Annotated in this window: 12 protein-coding genes; 6 read left to right on the top strand and 6 right to left on the bottom strand. The window is 66.9% G+C overall.

All coding sequences use genetic code 11. The features are described 5' to 3' along the window. Together DND132_RS05715 and DND132_RS05710 are read right to left on the bottom strand one after the other, a co-directional pair. Complete coding sequence (locus DND132_RS05715; protein ID WP_014321758.1) at positions 1–3,522, bottom strand: FAD-binding and (Fe-S)-binding domain-containing protein; 3,522 nt, start codon at positions 3,520–3,522, stop codon at positions 1–3. A 141-nt stretch (positions 3,523–3,663) separates the two neighbouring features. Beyond that, a complete protein-coding gene (locus DND132_RS05710; RefSeq protein WP_014321757.1) occupies positions 3,664–5,610 on the bottom strand; it encodes a HAMP domain-containing methyl-accepting chemotaxis protein in 1,947 nt (648 codons plus the stop codon). A gap of 329 nt (positions 5,611–5,939) precedes the next feature. On the opposite strand from DND132_RS05710, the gene DND132_RS05705 reads away from it, so the two are divergent. Beyond that, positions 5,940–7,079: a pyridoxal-phosphate-dependent aminotransferase family protein gene (locus DND132_RS05705; RefSeq protein ID WP_014321756.1), complete on the top strand. Its 1,140-nt coding sequence runs from the start codon at positions 5,940–5,942 to the stop codon at positions 7,077–7,079. A 117-nt stretch (positions 7,080–7,196) separates the two neighbouring features. Further along, entirely contained in the window at positions 7,197–8,381 is a 1,185-nt protein-coding gene (locus DND132_RS05700) for an NAD(P)-dependent oxidoreductase (protein WP_014321755.1), read from the top strand. Positions 8,382–8,445: 64 nt separating this feature from the next. Here DND132_RS05700 and DND132_RS17540 read toward each other — a convergent pair whose 3' ends face one another. From DND132_RS17540 to DND132_RS05685, 3 genes are read right to left on the bottom strand one after another with little or no spacing between them, the layout of a single operon-like run. Next, complete coding sequence (locus DND132_RS17540; protein ID WP_014321754.1) at positions 8,446–9,156, bottom strand: DUF3298 and DUF4163 domain-containing protein; 711 nt, start codon at positions 9,154–9,156, stop codon at positions 8,446–8,448. A gap of 9 nt (positions 9,157–9,165) precedes the next feature. Further along, positions 9,166–11,484: a carbamoyltransferase HypF gene (hypF, locus tag DND132_RS05690; RefSeq protein ID WP_014321753.1), complete on the bottom strand. Its 2,319-nt coding sequence runs from the start codon at positions 11,482–11,484 to the stop codon at positions 9,166–9,168. Positions 11,485–11,524: 40 nt separating this feature from the next. Continuing rightward, a complete protein-coding gene (locus DND132_RS05685) occupies positions 11,525–12,448 on the bottom strand; it encodes a DUF362 domain-containing protein (RefSeq protein WP_014321752.1) in 924 nt (307 codons plus the stop codon). 79 nt (positions 12,449–12,527) lie between these two features. Here DND132_RS05685 and DND132_RS05680 point away from each other — a divergent pair, with 79 nt between their 5' ends. The 4 genes from DND132_RS05680 to DND132_RS05670 all read left to right on the top strand — a co-directional run bounded on the left by DND132_RS05680 (position 12,528) and on the right by DND132_RS05670 (position 15,118). After that, entirely contained in the window at positions 12,528–14,024 is a 1,497-nt protein-coding gene (locus DND132_RS05680; RefSeq protein WP_014321751.1) for an ATP-binding cassette domain-containing protein, read from the top strand. A 245-nt stretch (positions 14,025–14,269) separates the two neighbouring features. Next, positions 14,270–14,536, top strand: coding sequence for an RNA recognition motif domain-containing protein (locus DND132_RS05675; protein ID WP_014321750.1), 267 nt, complete (start codon positions 14,270–14,272; stop codon positions 14,534–14,536). A gap of 104 nt (positions 14,537–14,640) precedes the next feature. Further along, complete coding sequence (locus DND132_RS18440; protein WP_014321749.1) at positions 14,641–14,793, top strand: hypothetical protein; 153 nt, start codon at positions 14,641–14,643, stop codon at positions 14,791–14,793. 94 nt (positions 14,794–14,887) lie between these two features. Continuing rightward, positions 14,888–15,118, top strand: coding sequence for a cold-shock protein (locus DND132_RS05670; protein ID WP_014321748.1), 231 nt, complete (start codon positions 14,888–14,890; stop codon positions 15,116–15,118). Here the strand turns inward: DND132_RS05670 and DND132_RS05665 are convergent. Then, a complete protein-coding gene (locus tag DND132_RS05665; protein WP_014321747.1) occupies positions 15,115–17,076 on the bottom strand; it encodes a molybdopterin biosynthesis protein in 1,962 nt (653 codons plus the stop codon). The two genes, DND132_RS05670 and DND132_RS05665, sit on opposite strands and share 4 nt — an antisense overlap. Positions 17,077–17,116: the final 40 nt, after the last annotated feature.

Genomic DNA, 17,116 nt, shown 5'->3' with positions numbered 1-17,116 from the left:
TCACGCCCCCTTGCGCTCCACGCGGTCCAGGAGCTGCCGGAGTTCCTTTTCCCACTTGGGGCCGCCCACGCACTCGGCCAGGTACTCCACGGCGTGCAGCACCCGGTTGGGCCGCTTCATCTGGAGCAGGGACCGCTTGATGCCGATCTTGCACGACGGGCAGCCGACCACCACGGGGCGCTCCCGGTCGAAGCCGAGGTCCTCGCGCAGCTGTTCCTGCTTGCGCTCGCGCAGCCGGTTGTAGATGGCCGGGCTGGTCATGGCCCCCAGGCCGGACTCGCCGCAGCAGCCCGGAGACAGGCCCACGTCCGTGTCGGTCAGTTCGGCCAGGGCCGCGCGGTACATCTCCGGGGCCTTGAGCTTGGGCACGCCGGTCCACTCCATGTGGCAGGCCGAGTGGTACAGGACCGGTTCGGACTGGCGCACGGCGGGCAGCCGCTCCATGAGGAACTGGACCACGTCCAGGTGCTTGAGCGGGTCGGCCAGCTCCGAGGAGAAGTCGTAGGTCTCCAGCGACTCGCGGCAGGTGCCGCAGGCCGTGAGCAGGGTGGTGGCCTTGAGCCCCGCCTTGCCGGTCTTGACCAGCAGGTCCAGGAATTCCTGGAGGTTGCGGTGGCGGTTGGTCTTGTAGGCCTCCTCGCAGCCCGAGGCGAGCAGGGGGTAGCCGCAGCACATGTGGTGGTCGGGCAGGACCACGTTCACCCCGCTCTTGAGCAGCAGGTAGACCGAGGCCATGCCGATGGACCGGGAGAACAGGGACGCGCCGCAGCCCGGGAAGTAGAGCACGGTCTGGTCGCGTTCCGCGCCCGGGTTCCGGAAGACCGAGCCCAGTTCCAGGTGCAGTCTTTCCGAGAGGTTGTGGTAGTCGATGTTCGGGCTGTGGTGCTTGACCACGGGCGATTGGATGCGCGACAGCCAGCGGGCCGGGATCATGCCCAGCGTCTTGTCCTGGATGGACTGGCCCACGGACAGGACCTTGGCGGCCACGGGCAGGGTCTGGGCCGGGTTCTTGGCCAGGTTGCGCAGCACGATCTGCTTGAGCGGGTGGCCGGACTTGCCCTTGGAGTCGAGGAAGGAGCGCATGGACAGGGCGGCCCCGGCCGAGTCGATCTTGACCGGGCAGGCGGCCTGGCACTTGCCGCAGGCCGTGCAGTGGTCCATGAGGTCGCGCAGTTCCTTCATCAGTTCATGGGCGGGCTCGCCGGTCTGGATCTGCGAGTAGTAGATGCCCTCGATGAGCGCGCCGAGCGCGATGTTCTTGTTGCGCGGGTGGTACATGAGCCCGCGCGCGGGCTGGTACATGGGGCAGACCTGCTTGCACTTGCCGCAACGGGTGCAGGTCTGGATGTTCTTCAGGAGCCCCATGAGGGCCTCCTTGTCCTTCAGGGCCGTGCCGTCCAGGTCTTGGATGAGCCGGTTGAAGGAGAAGGTGAAGGGCGTGCTCGGCAGGGTCCGGGACGTGAGCTTGCCGGGGTTGAAGACCCCGTTGGGGTCCACGACCTTGCGGTATTCGGCCAGGGCCTTGATCTTTTCGTCGCTCAGAAAGCCGATCTTGGTGATGCCGATGCCGTGCTCGCCGGACACCTGGCCGCCCATCTCCAGGACCTTGGACATGACCGTGTCCGCGGCCTCGTGGGCGGCGGCCAGCATTTCGGCGTCGTTGGAGTTGACCGGCAGGTTGACGTGGCAGTTGCCGTCGCCCGCGTGCATATGGTTGGCGATGACGATGCGCTTGAGCTGCAGCTCCTGCCACAGCGCCTTGATCTCGCGGTCGAGCTTCGGGTAGGTGTCGCGCAGCTTGAGGAACAGGAACCGGCACTGGGCCTCCTGCTCCACGTCCGAGACGTCGCGGGAGGTGATTTCGCCGTCCAGGATGGCCCGGATGCGCCCGCGCGCCTCCTTCACGTCCGCGTCGTCGGGGTTGACCCCCTCCAGGTCCACGGCCTTGTCCAGGGTGGCCGAGTAAATCTTGGCCAGGTAGACGAGGTTCAGGTCCTCGAGAAATTCCGAGAACTGCGGGATGACCTCCATGGGGATGACCACGTCCTCGTTGATCTTGAACCCCGAGGTGCGCCGGGCGATGGCGGACAGCTTGTGGCGGTCCTCCCAGAACAGCTCGGCCTCGCGCTCGTCGCGGGCGGCGAAGATGTCCACGCCGTCGTAGGGCTGGGCCAGGGCGAGGACGGTCTGGCAGGCCGCGTCCAGGGCCTCCTTGTCGTCCGAGTCGAGCTGCATGATGATGACCGAGATGGGGTCGCCCTCGTACTGGGTGGACTTGGTCTGGTACTCGATGGCCTGGACGTACTTGGGCCCGAACTCCTCCAGCGCCGATATCTTGACCAGGTCGCCCTCCTCGCGGATGGCGTCGCGCATGGCGACCACATCCTTGATGACCAGCATGGCGTTGCCCATGGAGCGGCCGAAAAATTCCAGGCAGAGGACCCGGGAGTGGGCCAGGGTGGGGTAGCAGACGAAGGTGGCCGTGGTGATGATCCCGTCCGTGCCTTCCTTCTGCACGCCGGGCAGGCCGCCCAGGTACTTGTTGGACACGTCCTTGCCCAGGCCGGGGCCGCGTATCTCGTCGCCCTTGAGGGTGACCGTGTCCGTGAGCCGCCCCTTCTCGTCCAGAATCTCGAACACGGCCGTGTCGAAGGGATAGATCTTGTGGCGCGGATGGTCCTTGCGCCGGACCTCGATGAGCGAGCCGTCGGGCCGGACCATGCGGTAGCTCAGGATGTTGTCGATGGTCGTGCCGTATTCGAAGGCGAAGGGCCCGCCCGCGTTTTCCGAGATGTTGCCGCCGAGCGACGAGCCCGCCTTGGAGGCCGGGTCCACGGTGAAGAGCAGTCCCTTCTTGGCCGCGGCCTGGATGGCGTTCAGGGTGATCACCCCGGACTGGGCGGTCATGGTCCGCGCCTCGGGGTCGATGTTCAGGATGTCCTTGAAGCGGGACAGGGACAGGATCACGCAGCGCGCCTCGGCCGGGATGGCCCCGCCGGTCGCGCCCGTGCCGCCGCCGCGCGGGATGACCCCGAAGCGCATCTCGTTGGCCAGCTTGACGATCCCCTGGATCTGCGCCTCGTTCTCGGGAAAGAGCACGAGCATGGGCAGCTCCATGCGCAGGTCCGTGGCGTCCGTGGCCGACTCGATGCGCGAGTGGGCCTCGTCCCCGATGGCGTCCTCGGGCATGAATTTCCTGAGCCGGGCGATGATCTCGTCGCGGAAGGCCATCTCGCGGCCGTGGCGCTCCCAGAACAGTTCGATGCCCTTGGTCAGGATGGTGGCGAACTCCCGGTCGAGCATGGGCCGGGACATGTTCAGCCGCCGGTCCACGGCCGTGCGCACCAGCTCCGGGTCGATGAACGGGTTGTAGCGCACCAGGAACAGCTCGGCGGCCAGGTTCGAGGCGAGTTTCTTGACCTTTTCGGGCCAGTGCTGAAACTGCTCCATGTCCACCACCCCGAAGGCGCGGGTGATAAGCTGTTCGTCCGAGATCGATATATGGGGTCCAAGCTGGGCCATGTCTTATTACTCCATGGGTGGTCGTTGAAGGGAAGAGGAGTAAGACCTTTTGGCCCGAATGGCAAGTTCACAAAAACCGGAAAAAGGGCGCGGCACCCGTCATGGATGCCGCGCCCCGTCATGCGTGTCGGTCGCGTCCGGCTAGAACCGTTCGAAGCCCTCGGTCCCCTGGTCCAGGGCCGGGGGGGACTGCCGGGCGGAGCGGGTCGCGCCGGGCAGGGGCCGGGGGCGGGCCGGGGCGGCATGGATCTGAACGGTCGGGCCGTCGCCCACGTTGAAGAAGGCCATGGTGGACTGCAACTCCTGGCCTTGGGCCGAGAGCTCCTCGCTGGTGGAGGCCATCTCCTCCGAGGCCGAGGCGTTCTGCTGGATGACCTGGTCCAGCTGCCCGATGGCCTGGGTGATCTGGGTCGCGCCCGCGTTCTGCTCGTTGCTCGACGCGGTGATCTCCTGGACCAGGGAGGCGGTCTTTTCGATGTCGGGCACCAGCTGACGCAGCATCCGCCCGGCCTTGTCGGCCACGGCCAGGCTGCTGCTCGACAGCTCGCTGATCTCGGCCGCGGCCACGCCGCTGCGTTCGGCCAGCTTGCGCACCTCGGCCGCGACCACGGCGAATCCCTTGCCGTGCTCCCCGGCCCGGGCCGCCTCGATGGCCGCATTCAGGGCCAGGAGGTTGGTCTGCCGGGCGATTTCCTCGATGATGGAGATCTTTTCGGCGATGCTGTTCATGGCCTCCACGGTCTTGACCACGGACTCGCCGCTCTCGCGGGCGTCGTCGGCCGCCTTGTTGGCCAGGTCCTCGGTCTGCCGGGCGTTGTGGGCGTTCTGGCCGATGTTGGCCGCCATCTGCTCCATGGAGGACGAGACCTCCTCGATGGCCGCGGCCTGTTCCGTGGCCCCCTGGGCCAGGGATTCGGCCGAGGCGGAAAGCTCCTCGCTGCCCGAGGCGATGTTTTCCGAGGCCTCGCCCACGGTCTGAACCACCTCGCGCAGCTTGACGACCATGTTGTTCAGGGCCGCCGCCAGCACGCCGATTTCGTCCTTCTGGTCCACGTCCAGCATGCGGGTGAAGTCGCCGTCGGCCATGCCTTCGGCAAAGCGCACGCCCTTGGCCACGGGCCGGGTGATGGACAGGGTCAGGAGAATGGCGGCGGCCAGGCCGATGAGCAGGGACGCGCCCGCCGCGCTCATGCCCAGGAGGTTGGCCAAGGCCATGTCGTCGAGCATGGCCTGCTTCTGCTCGGCGCGCGCCTGGCGGCAGACCTCGTCGGCGGTTCGGGCGGCCTTGACCATGGCGTCCTCGGCCATGGTCTGGCTCTGCACGCACTGGTAAAAGGTCTCGAATCCCTTCCTGTAGTTGGTCACGGCCTCGGCGACGCGCTTGAGCTGATCCAGATTGCGCTGGTCGTTGAAGCGGGTCTCCAGGTCGGTGGTCAGGGACAGGATGTTGCGCATGTCCTCCAGGTTGGCGTCATGGTAGGTGCCGTTCCCGGAGACGATGTATTCCTTCTCGTTCTTGCGCGCGTCCAGGAGCAGCTTGATGATCCGGTTGGCGTCGTCCGCCTTGGCCAGCTTGGCCTCCAGATCGGACCGGGGGGCCGTGCCCGAGGCGAGCAGGGCGGAGAACTGCCCCTTCTGTTCGCTGCGCAGCGCCTCGGCCAGTTTCAGGGCCGTGTTGGCGCTCTCGCGCATCCCGGCCAGGTTGTCGTTTTTCTTTTTCTCCAGGGCCGTGTAGTCGGCAAAGGCCTTTTCGTATTCCTTGACCGCCGTGGCGGTGGCGGTCATCTGGTCCTTGTTGGCCTGGTTGGCGAACTTGTCGCTGGTCGCGGCCGCCTGGGCAAAGAGATTCTTGAGGACCGCGGCGTGGGCCTCAAGATTCTTGGCGTCGCCCCGGAGCATGAAATTCTTTTCCTGAATGCGCCCTTCGAGAATGAAGCGGACAAGCCGGTTGGCGTCGTCCGCCTTGTCAACGCGATCCCGCACGCTCGACATGCCCAGGAAGCTGACGACGGCGATGGCGGCCGTCAGCACCAGGACGATTCCAAAACCGATGCCCAGCTTCACGCCCAGGCGAAGATTCTTCAACATGGATCTGCCCCCTTCTCTGGATTGGCAATGAATGAGAATTGGCCGAACTAGGCCTCACGGGGCACAGTCTCTTCCTCAGGATAGAATGGAGATATTATAAATTGAGGGGTATATTCACTCGGAACGGACCGTTCAAGCGGCCCGTCCGGCCCCTCCGGGCCACTGTGCCCATACGCCCGAAAGCCCCGGAAACCGGGCGCTGCCGTGGGATCGGGGCCCATCCCGGTCCGTCTTGCCTTTCGGCCCCTCCCGTTATACTGATCGAAAACATTTTTTATGGTATGGGGCCGACTTTTCTTTTCCGTCACAATCACCGAAGGGTAGAGACTATGAGCAAGCCGAATTTTGCGCCTTTGAAACTGTTCATCACCGGGCCGACCTACATCCGGCAGGATGTCAAGGAAGCGGGCTTGTTGCCCGAGTTCGGGCATCGCGACAAGGAGAACGACCTGCGCTTCGTGCCCATCCGCGAGAACCTGCGCAAGCTCGCCGGGTGCGGCGACGACTACGAGCCCATCCTGTGCCTGGGCTCCGGTTCCACGGCCATGGAGGCCTCGGTCCGCTCCCTGGTGGCCGAGGACGAGACCATCCTGAACGTGTCCGTAGGCTCCTTCGGCGACATGTACTACAACATCGCCGCCAGCAACGGGAAGAAGGCCGAGAACCTCAAGTTCGACTACGGCCGGGCCATCGACCTGAACGTGCTCGAGGACAAGCTCAAGGAGCTCAAGCCGCAGGTGGTCTCCTTCACCCACAACGAGACCTCCACCGGCGTGGTCAACGACATGAAGGCCATCTGCTCGCTCATCCGCCGCTACGGGGCCATGCCCCTCGTGGACGGCGTGTCCATCTTCGGCGGGGCGGACATAGCCCTGTCCGAGTCCGGGGCCGCCATGTACTCCACGGCCACCCAGAAGTCCCTGGCCCTGCCCGCCGGGTTCGGCATCGGTTTCGTCTCCAAGGAGGCCGAGGAAAAGGCCGCAAGGGTGACCAACAAGGGCCATCACCACGACATCATCAAGCACCTGGACCGGGCGCGCAAGAACCAGACCCTGACCACCCCCAACACCACCCTGGTCAACATGATGTGGTATCAGCTCGACCGCATCGTCAATGAGGAAGGCATCGAACGCCGCTTCGCGCGGCACGCCGAGATGCGCGGCATCGTCGAGAAATGGGTCGCCGGGCTCGACGGCTTCGACATGTTCGCCCCGGAAGGCTACCGCTCGCCCACCATGTCCACCGTGCTCTGCCCCGAGGGCGTGACCGCCGCGCAGCTCAAGGGCACGGTCAAGGAGGCGATGCGCGGTCACGGGTACCTCATGGACCCGGGCTACATGAAGCTGAACAATCAGCTGGAAGAGGCGGGCCGCCGCCTGGTCTTCCGCGTGGGCCACATGGGCGACATCACGCCCGACATGCTCACCGAATACCTCGGCACGCTCGAAGCCGAGCTGAAGAAGCTCTAACCGGGACCTCGGTGGCCTTGGTCCACTTCACAACACTTCAACCGATTTGAGGAAGCGCCATTTGATCTAGGGAAGCTCACAACGTCCGACAATTCAGCATATCAAGGGGAAGTGACTATGCGGATACTTGCCAATGACGGCCTCGTCGAAGAGGCGCAGAAGTACTTGAAACAGCAGGGCTTCATCGTGGAGACCGAGAAGCGCGACGAGGACGACCTCATGAGCGAGATCGGCTCCTTCGACGCCCTGCTCGTGCGTTCCGCCACCAAGGTCACCCGGGCCCTGCTCGAGGCCGGGGTGCGGGACGGGGGCAAGCTCAAGATCGTCGGCCGGGGCGGCGTGGGCACGGACAACATCGACCTGGAGGCGGCCAAGGAGCTGGGCGTGATCGTCAAGTTCGCGCCCAACGGCAACACCAACGCCACGGCCGAGCACGCCCTGGGGCTGATGTTCGCCATCGCCCGCAAGGTTCCCTTCGCCCACCGCACCCTCATGGGCGGCACCTGGCACAAGAAGCGGTTCAAGGGAGTGGAGCTCTTCGGCAAGACGCTCGGCGTCATCGGCTGCGGCCGCATCGGCCAGGCTCTGGCGGCCAAGGCCGGGGCCTTGGGCATGAAGGTCGTGGGCTACGATCTCTACCGCTCCATCGACGCGCCCCTGACCTACGTGGACTCCATCCCCGAGCTGCTCGGCATGTCCGATTTCGTGTCCCTGCACTGCGGCGGCACCGAGCCGGTCATCAACACCGAGGAATTAGCCCAGATGAAGGACACGGCCTTCCTGGTCAACGCCTCGCGCGGAAAGAACGTGTCCGAGGACGCCCTGTATCACGCCCTCAAGACCGGCCAGATCGCGGGCGCGGCGCTGGACTGCTACGAGACCGAGCCCAAGCGCGAGGGGCTGCCCTTCGTCAACAAGCTCCAGGAGCTGGACAACATCGTCATGTCCGCGCACCTGGGCGCGTCCACCAACAACGCGGGCATCCGCACCGGGCTCGAGATCGCCGAGGTGGTCACCGGCTACCTCAAGCGCGGCGAGTACGGCAACTCCGTGAACGTGGGCGAGACCGTGGAGGAGGAGGGCACCGAGGTCTTCACCATCTTCATCACCCACGAGGACAAGCCCGGCATGTTCGGCAAGTTCGGCACCCTCATGGGCGAGATGGGCGTGAACATCCGCGAGAACAACTCGCGCAAGCTCGGCGAACAGGTCCAGACCGTGTACATGGTCCACGCCCGGCCCACCGAGGAGGTCCGCGAGGCGTTGAACCGTATCGAGGGCGTCAACCGCGTGACCATCTAGTCCTTCGCTGCGGAAGAAATCAACGGGCCGGGGAGACTCCCCGGCCCTTTTTTTTGCGTTTCGGCTACTCCGCCCGGACGGCGGCGGCGATGTTGGGGGCGATCAGTCCGCCCAGGTGGTCGAAGGGGATGGTCACGACCTGTTCGCCCGCCGCGTAGGGGGCCACCTGGTAGGGCGCGAAGAAGAAGGCCACGCCCTCCCCGGTCAGGATGAACCGCTTGAAGTTGTCCTCCACGGGCCGCACGCCCGCGTCGAGCATGTCCGGCACGAGCATGCCCCCGAGGGAGGCGGACAGGACCTTTCGGCACAGGGCCGAGACCCGGTCCAGGGCGGCCTCGCGGTCCGGGAACAGGCGGTTCAGGGTGATCTCCCCGCCGTCGGCCATGTCGAAGACCCAGGTCATGGGCCAGTTGTTGGGGTGGGCCCCGCCGGTATAGGCCATGACGTGGAGCTTGACCGAGACGAAGCGGCCTTCGGCCGTGGGCCAGACCGCGTAGCGCGTGAGCAACTCGTAGGGGTGCGGGAACACGCTCAGGTCGTGGCCCGGATCGACCTTCTTGAAATCGAAGATGGTGTTGGAGACGAAGTCGCGGATGACCCGGCTGGGCTCGGCCCGGCAGAGCACGGGGTATTCGGCGTCCACCGTGAAGCCGGGGGTGCGCTCCTCGATGGCCACGGCGGTCAGGACCGGCGGATCGCAGAACGGGGCGGCCCGGAGCGGCGACGCGCCGAGCAGCAGGATGAGCACGGTCAGCAGCGTCGGAATCCGGTACATGGTCCCTCCCTAGGGTTCGTTGAGCAGCTTGCGCATGCCCCAGGCCGCCTGGCCCAGGGAGATGCACCCGTCGTTGGGCGGCAGCTGGGTATGGACCAAGGGTATCAGACCGGCGCCTTCGAGGGCCAGCGGCAATTCGCTCGCCAGGGTCAGGTTCTGCATGACCCCGCCGGACAGGGCCACGTGGTGGATGTCCAGGAGCATGGAAAAGGAGAAGGCCATCTCGGTCAGGCCGTTGATCAGCCCCCGGTGGAAGCGGCGGGCGATCCTGCCCACGGGCTCGCCCCGCTCCAGGTCGTCGAGCGCGGCCGCCACCAGGGAGAGGGTGTCCAGGGCCACGGGGTCGTCGGACTTGAGCGGGCAGGGGTAGGCCCCGGCCTCGTCCATGTCCTGGGCCCGTTCCAGGAGGATGGCCGCCTGGCCCTCGTAGGTGATGGTCGAGGCCAGGCCGCACAGGGCGGCCACGCCGTCGAACAGCCGCCCGCAACTGGAGGTCCGGGGCGCGTTGATGCCCTTTTCCAGGACCTGGGGCAGGAAACGGCTCTCGGCCGCGAACTGGTTCAGCCACGGCCAGGCGTAGGCGCCGGGCTCCCGGACGCCCAACTCCCACAGGGCGGCCTGGGCGATGCGCCACGGCTCGCGGACCGCGGCCTCGCCGCCGGGCAGCCGGAAGCGCGTGAAGTGGGCCAGCCGCTGGTGGTCCAGGGTCGTCGGGTCCACCAGCAGGCACTCGCCGCCCCAGATGGTCCCGTCCTCGCCGAAGCCCGTGCCGTCCAGGGCCAGGCCGATGACCGGGCCCTCGAACCTGTTCTCGGCCAGGACCGCGTGGATGTGGGCGTAGTGATGCTGCAGGGCGGCCACGGGCAGTCCCCGCTTGCGGCCCAGCTCCTCGGCCAGGGCGGTGGTCATGTAGTCCGGGTGCAGGTCGCGGACGATGAGCCTGGGCTTCACCTGGAGGATGTCCTCGAGGTGGGCGCGGATCTCGTTGTGGAATTCCAGGGTCTCCAGGTTGGACATGTTGCCGATGTGCTGGCTGGAGAAGGCCTGGTCCCCCTTGGTCAGGGTCAGGGTGCACTTCAGCTCCGGTCCCACGCCCAGGACCGTTTCGCCCTTGGCAGGCAGGAAGACCGGGGTGGGCACGAAGCCCCGCGCCCGGCGCATGAACACGGGCGCGCCCGTGGCCGGATTGACTCGGACCACGGAGTCGTCCGTGCGGATGAGGATGTCCCGGTTGTGGAAGAGAAAGATGTCCGCGATGGAGGCCAGGCGTTCCAGGGCCTCGTCGTTGTCCAGGCAGATGGGCTCGGCGCTCATGTTGCCCGAGGTCATGACCAGGGCCGCCTCCGGACCTTTCAGCTCGGCGTAGTCGTGGAGCAGGATGTGGTGCAGCGGGGTGTAGGGCAGCATCAGCCCGACGAAATCCGTGTCCGGGGCCACGGAACGGGCCAGGGGGAAGGGGCGTTTCTTGGCCGTCAGGACGATGGGCCGCCGGATGCCGGTCAGCCATTCCTCCTCGGCCTGGGAGACCAGGGCCAGCCGCCGGGCCGTGGCCATGTCCGGGACCATCACGGCCAACGGCTTGTCCGGCCGGTGCTTGCGTTCGCGCAGCCGGGCCACGGTGCGCCGGGAACCCGCGTCGCAGACCAGGTGGAATCCGCCCAGCCCCTTGACCGCGGCGATGCGCCCGTCGGCCAGCTCGCGGGCCAGGCGGCGCAGGGATTCGTCGCCCTGGGCGATGACCAGGCCGTCGCGGTCGGTCAGCCAGGTGCGCGGGCCGCAGCGCGGGCAGGCATTGGGCTGGGCGTGGAAGCGCCGGTCCAGGGGGTCCGTGTACTCGGCCGCGCACTCGGGGCAGAGGGTGAACCGGGCCATGGAGGTCTGGGGCCGGTCGTAGGGGATGGACCGGGTGATGGTGTAGCGCGGCCCGCAGTTGGTGCAGTTGGTGAACGGGTAGCGGTAGCGCCGGTTGGCCGGATCGTTCATGTCGTCCAGGCAGTCCTGGCAGGTGGCCACGTCCGGGGAGATGAGCACGGAGTGGCCGGACTTGCGCGTGGATTCGAGGATGATGAACCCGTCCTCGCCGTCCACGGGCTCCATGGGTTCGGAATCCAGGGTGACGATGCGCGCCAGGGGCGGCAGCTTGGAGGTCAGGTCCTCGGCGAATCCGCCCACCTGCCCGGCGTCGCCCTGGATCTCGATGAGCACGCCGTCGGACGAGTTGTTCACCGAGCCGGTCACGCCCCGGTCCAGGGCAATGCGGTAGACGAAGGGCCGGAACCCCACTCCCTGTACCTGGCCGGTGATGGTGAATCGCTGGCGCATCCGCATGGTTGTCCATACCGCCCAACCCCTCAAAGCGCAAGGGGGATCAGCTTTTTGCGAGATGTTTCAGCAGGCTGCGCACCCGGCCACGGATAAGCCGCATGGGCGCGAAGGACAGCTCCCGCTCCTCGGACAGGACGAAGCCGTGCGTGTCGAAGGTCCCGGGCGCGTCCAGGGGGTAGTCGAGCAGCGCCGGGTCCGCCCCGTCCATGCCCCGGAGCCCGGCCTCCTCCCACAGGGGGACCCGCTCCGGGGTCAGCCCGAGCAGGGTGCAGGCCATGGTGTCCAGGGCCACGCCGTTTTTCGCGGCGGCCAGCATGCCCAGGGGGAACGGCTCGCCCTTGACGGGGCCGTCCCGGTGCATGGGGTGGACCGCGTCCATGAGATGCACGGTCTTGGGCAGGGCGCGGTACACGTCCATGATCATGGACCGGAAGACCGCGTGGCTGTGCCCCAGCCGGTGGTGGGCGAAGGCCTTGCGGAAGCCGACCACGCAGCCGAACAGGTTCTTGACCGCGCCGGACACGGTCATCTGGCAGTGGACCTTGAGTTTGGGCAGGTTCAGGATGCGGTCCGCCTCGAGCGCGTCGCGGGACAGGCCGATGGTCCCGCCCAGGGTCAGGCCGAGGGGCGCGGGCCGGGCCAGGCTCTGCACCGAAAGGCCGAGGTCCGCCAGGGCCGGGCCCAGTCCCGAGGCGCGGGCCACGTAGGCCGCCGGGCCGAAGGCCGGGGAGTCGGCCACGGTCACGCGGGCGCCGTGGTCCAGGAGCCAGGCGCAGGCCGCCCGCACGACCTGGGGGTGGGTGGTGCAGTGGGCGGCATTGCTGCCGTTGACCAGGTTGGGCTTGACCAGCACCCGCTCGTCGGGCGCGGGCGTGAAGCCGATGGTCTCGAAGAGCCGGTCCACGGCCGGGCCGAGCTGTTCGGACCGGTATTCCTGGACCCGCAGGATGGCGACGGTTTCGGGCATGGGGCGAAGCATAGGCCGGGGTGCGGATGATGACAAGTCGGGGGTTGCCAGCCGGGCCGGGAAAGGAGACAATCCCCGAATGAATCCACTCATTTCCCTCAAGGACGTGACCGTCACCCGCAACGGCGACCGGCTCCTCGGTCCGCTGACCTGGCAACTGGAGCGCGGCCGCCACACGGCCGTGACCGGTCGCAACGGCGCGGGCAAGACCACCCTGTTGCGTCTGCTGCGCGGCGAGTTCCCCCCGGACCTCGGCGGGGAGCGCGTCTACGATTTCGGCGATGGGCCCCAGCGGTCCGTGCTCGGCCTGCGCAGGCGCATCGGCCTGGTCTCGGCGGACATGCAGGACTTCTACTTCCTGCACACCCCCAGGGTGAAGGGCCGCGACGTGGTCCTGGCCGGGTTCTGCGACACCCCCATCCTGTACGACCGGGCCGAGCCCGGGGAGGAGGCCGCGGCCGACGCGGTCATCGACCGGCTGGCCATCCGCGACCTGGCCGAGAGCGAGATGCGCACACTTTCCACAGGCCAGGTGCGCAAGCTCCTGGTGGCCAGGGCCCTGGCCCCGGAGCCGGACGTCCTGCTCCTGGACGAGGCTCTGGACGGGCTGGACGCGGCCTCGCGCGCCGAGGTGGTCGAGCTGCTCGACCTGGCCGGGGAGTGGACCACCCTGGTCTGCGCCGCCCACCGGACCGGGGACCTGCCCGGCTGCGTGCGCCACGCCCTGGCCCTGGACCACGGCCGGGTCCTGGCCGAGGGGCCCCGCGAACAGGCCGTGCGCGCCCTGGCCGAGGCCGCCCCGGACGTGATCGCCTGCGACCTGCCGCCCGCGCCCGCGCCCGAGCGGTTCGACTTTCTCCTGCGCATGAAAGGCGTGTCCGTGGTGGCCGACGGCAGGCGCATCCTGGACGACATCGACTGGGAGGTCCTGCCCGGCGAGCACTGGCTGGTGCTCGGCGAGAACGGAGCGGGCAAATCCACCCTGCTGAAATTGATCCTGAGCCTGATCGCGCCCTACGCCGACGACGAGAAGGGCACGGGCACGGTGGAGCGGCTCGGCGGCATGACCATGGACGAGGCCCGGCCGCTCATCGGCGTGGTCTCGCCCGAGCTTCAGGCGGGCTACGCCCGCGAACTGGGCTGGGAGGTGACCGCCGAGGAGACGGTCATGTCCGGGTTCCGGGGCTCGGTGGGCATGCTCGAGGAACCCACCAGCCGGGAGCGGATTGAGGCCGGGCTGTGGCTGGACGCGGTGGGCCTCAAAGGGCTCGGCGCCCGGCGGCTGCGGCACATGTCCTACGGTCAGCAGCGCCGCGTGTTCCTGGCCAGGGCCATGGCCCCCGGCCCGAAACTCCTTCTTCTGGACGAGCCGCTGTCCGGTCTGGACCCGGCCTCCAGGGCGCTGATGCTCCGGCTCATCGAGCGGCTGGCCGAGGCCGGAACCCCGCTGATCATGGTCTCTCATTACGCCGAGGACATGGTGCCCGCGGTCAATCGGATCATGGAGTTGGCGGGCGGAAGGCAACGTTTTTGCGGCGACAAAGAGGCGTTCGAAAGGGCCCGGTCCGGACGCTGAGAGTGGAAGCCTTGGGGATTATTCCGGTTTATTTTGTAAAAACCCCTTGACTTGTTTTTGTTTTTGGCCAACTGTGCCGACAAGTGTGTCAGCGTACCCCAACTGGGACGGCCCCATTCCGGCCGACGCTGACTGGGGAAAGGAAACAGGTATATCGAGGAGCAGTGTGCGCATCGTGTACGCTGCTTCTTCTGTATTTAGATCGATGCGTAAGCATCATATAGCATTCACCAGGAGTGAATAACATGTCCAAGAATATCTATGTCGGCAATCTGCCCTGGTCCGCCACCGAAGACGAAGTCCGCGCGGCTTTCGAGGCTCACGGCCAGGTTTCCTCCGTCAAACTGATCGAAGACCGTGAGACCGGCCGCCCGCGCGGTTTCGGTTTCGTGGAGATGGCCGACGACGCCGCCGCTCTGGATGCCATCGAGGCCCTGGACGGCAAGGACTTCGGCGGCCGCAACCTGAAGGTCAACGAAGCCAAGCCCCGCGAGCCGCGTCCCCGCTGGTAGTCCGGCGAACGCCATCAAAGGCAAACGTTGCCCGTCTCTCTCGAGGGAGGGACGGGCTTTGTTTTTTTCGGCCGTGAGGCCGTCACCCTCAACAGGGAGTTGTTTTGGCCAAGCCCAATTATCAGTTCGAAAAGCGGCAGAAAGAGTTGGCGAAGAAAAAGAAGAAAGAAGAAAAACTCAAACGCAAGCAGATGAAGAAGGACGGGGTCGAGCCGGACCGCGCGGACGACGCGGACGACGGCGAGGAGAATTCCTGATTCCTTCGTCGGGCCGGGGTCGCGGGTGCATTGCCAAGACTCCGGCCAACGGGTATCGTCGGACAAATCCATGCCACGGCATGCGGAGGCGATCATGCGACACACGGGCGAAGTGACCTGGTTCAACGAACAGAAGGGATTCGGCTTCATCACCGGCGATGACGGCAGGGACGTCTTCGTCCACTACACCGAGATCGTCCGCGACGGGTTCCAGACTCTGGAGCCCGGCGAAAAGGTCACCTTCACCCTGGCCGACGAGGAAACCGGCCCCAAGGCCGTGGAGGTCCGCATCCAGGAGGAGGCCCGGACCGCCTCCCTGATCTAGTCCTGCCCCAATCCCATGCCCGGCCGCATGATCCGGCCGGTCATGTCCGTCTCGTACCCGCCCTGGGCCTTGATTTTGGCCTGGACAGCGGGTTTTTTGATGATCTCGATCAGCGTCAGGATGCGCGGGTCGTCCGCGTAGGCTGCGGGGATGACCAGGTCGTAGCGCTCGTGGGCCAGGGGCACGAAGTCCAGGTCCAGGGCCTTGGCCGCCGCGTAGATGCCCAGCCCGCAGGAGGCCGCGCCCGTGAGCACGTTCACGGCCACGGCCATGTGGGTGAACTCCTCGTTTTCGTACCCGGCCACGTCGCGCGGGCTGATCCCGGCCTTTTTCAGATGATGGTCGAGCAGGATGCGCGTCCCGGCCCCCCGCTGGCGGTTGATGAAGACCACGTCGTCGCGCGTCAGGTCGTTCACGCCCCGGATGGACAGCGGGTTGCCCTTGGGCACGATGAGCCCCTGGTGGCGGATGGCCAGGTTGACCACGGTCACCGGGATGTCCTTGAGATAGCGTTCGATGAACGGAAAGTTGAAGTCCCCGGTCTCGGGGTCGAACAGGTGCGCTCCGGCGAACAGGGCCGAGCCCGCCTTGAGGGCGGTCAGACCACCCATGGACCCGGCGTGGCTCGACACCAGGCGCAGGGGTTCGGACAGGCCCATCAGCTCGTTTGCCAACAGATCCAGGGTGTTGTCGTGGCTGCCCACATGGACCAGCACCCGGTCCAGGTCGCCCTTGTGGACCAGCAGCTCGGCCCTGACCGTTTCGCCCTGTTCCACGCCCTCCACGTCCTCGGGAATGTAGGTCACGGCCTGGGCCTTGGTCATGGTCGTGATCATGCCCGCGCCGCGCGCCAGGGGCGCGCCCACGATGTTTTCGCCGATGCGCCCGGCGGCCAGCCGGATGGCCTCGCGCATGCCCGGTCGGGACGGGGTCTTGCGCGCCAGGACGATGTCCGCCTCGGGCCGTTCGGGCGTGGACTTGCCCATGAGCCAGTGGACCACGGGCGCGAGAATCTTTTCGTGACAGACGATGGCCGACACCGGATAGCCCGGCGCGCCCACCAGGAGCCTGCCCGGATACCCGCTGCGCTCGTCGGTCACGGCCAGCAGGCTGGGCTTGCCCGGCATGACCGAGATGCCGTGCACCAGGACCGTGCCGATGGATTCGAAGACCTTCTTGGAGTAGTCCTTGCTGCCCGCGCTGGAGCCCGCGCCGACCACGACCATGTGGCAGCCCTGTTTCAGGCCGTCCATGACCGCGTTGCGCAGGGCGTCCTCGTCGTCCGGCACCGGGGGGGCCCAGGCCGCGTCGATGCCCCAGCCCTTGGCGTAGGCTCGGAAGACCTGGGAGTTGGACTCGATGACCTGCCCGGCGCGCGGCTCGGGCCGGTCCAGGAAATTCAGCACCTCGTCGCCCGTGGGCAGGAAGATGGTCCGGACTTTTTCGCGGACCTCGATCTCGTAGATGCCCGCCGAGATGAGCGCGCCGATGTCCGACGGGGTCAGCTCGCGATTCTGGGGGATGAGCAGTTCCGTGGCCACGATGTCCTCACCGATGCGGCGCACGTGCTGCCACGGGAAGGCGGGCGCGTCGATGAGCACGGTGGTCTCGTCCTTCTGGACCACGTTCTCGATCATGACCACCGCGTTCTTGCCTTCGGGCAGGGGGTTGCCGGTGTTGACGAAGACGAACCCCTCGCCGAGGTCCAGGCTCACGGGCGCGTCCTCGCGGGCCGGGAAGGTGGACTCGGCCGTCACGGCCACGCCGTCCATGGCCGCCGCGTGGAAGGTGGGCGAGGAGTACCGGGCGTAGATGGGCCCGGCCGTGACCCGTCCGGCCGCCTCGTGGGTGGGCATCCGCTCGGTGCCGAGCAGTGCGTCGCGGTCCAGGTTGGCCTTGGCCAGGGCCACGGCCTCTTCGGGCGGGATGGTCTTCAGATAGATATTGCGTTTGCTCATGAGAATGCCTCCGGACTCCCCTTCTATGCGTTGGCCCGCG

Source organism: Pseudodesulfovibrio mercurii (assembly GCF_000189295.2).
GTDB lineage: Bacteria > Desulfobacterota > Desulfovibrionia > Desulfovibrionales > Desulfovibrionaceae > Pseudodesulfovibrio > Pseudodesulfovibrio mercurii.
This window is presented reverse-complemented; position numbering and strand designations above follow the sequence as displayed.

Coding starts and splice junctions, on each gene's coding strand:
- DND132_RS05700 (WP_014321755.1), top strand. CDS start 7,197: ATGCGGATACTTGCCAATGACGGCCTCGTCGAAGAGGCGCAGAAGTAC.
- DND132_RS05715 (WP_014321758.1), bottom strand. CDS start 3,522: ATGGCCCAGCTTGGACCCCATATATCGATCTCGGACGAACAGCTTATC.
- DND132_RS05670 (WP_014321748.1), top strand. CDS start 14,888: ATGCGACACACGGGCGAAGTGACCTGGTTCAACGAACAGAAGGGATTC.
- DND132_RS05680 (WP_014321751.1), top strand. CDS start 12,528: ATGAATCCACTCATTTCCCTCAAGGACGTGACCGTCACCCGCAACGGC.
- DND132_RS05675 (WP_014321750.1), top strand. CDS start 14,270: ATGTCCAAGAATATCTATGTCGGCAATCTGCCCTGGTCCGCCACCGAA.
- DND132_RS05705 (WP_014321756.1), top strand. CDS start 5,940: ATGAGCAAGCCGAATTTTGCGCCTTTGAAACTGTTCATCACCGGGCCG.
- DND132_RS05665 (WP_014321747.1), bottom strand. CDS start 17,076: ATGAGCAAACGCAATATCTATCTGAAGACCATCCCGCCCGAAGAGGCC.
- DND132_RS17540 (WP_014321754.1), bottom strand. CDS start 9,156: ATGTACCGGATTCCGACGCTGCTGACCGTGCTCATCCTGCTGCTCGGC.
- DND132_RS05710 (WP_014321757.1), bottom strand. CDS start 5,610: ATGTTGAAGAATCTTCGCCTGGGCGTGAAGCTGGGCATCGGTTTTGGA.
- DND132_RS05685 (WP_014321752.1), bottom strand. CDS start 12,448: ATGCCCGAAACCGTCGCCATCCTGCGGGTCCAGGAATACCGGTCCGAA.
- hypF (WP_014321753.1), bottom strand. CDS start 11,484: ATGCGGATGCGCCAGCGATTCACCATCACCGGCCAGGTACAGGGAGTG.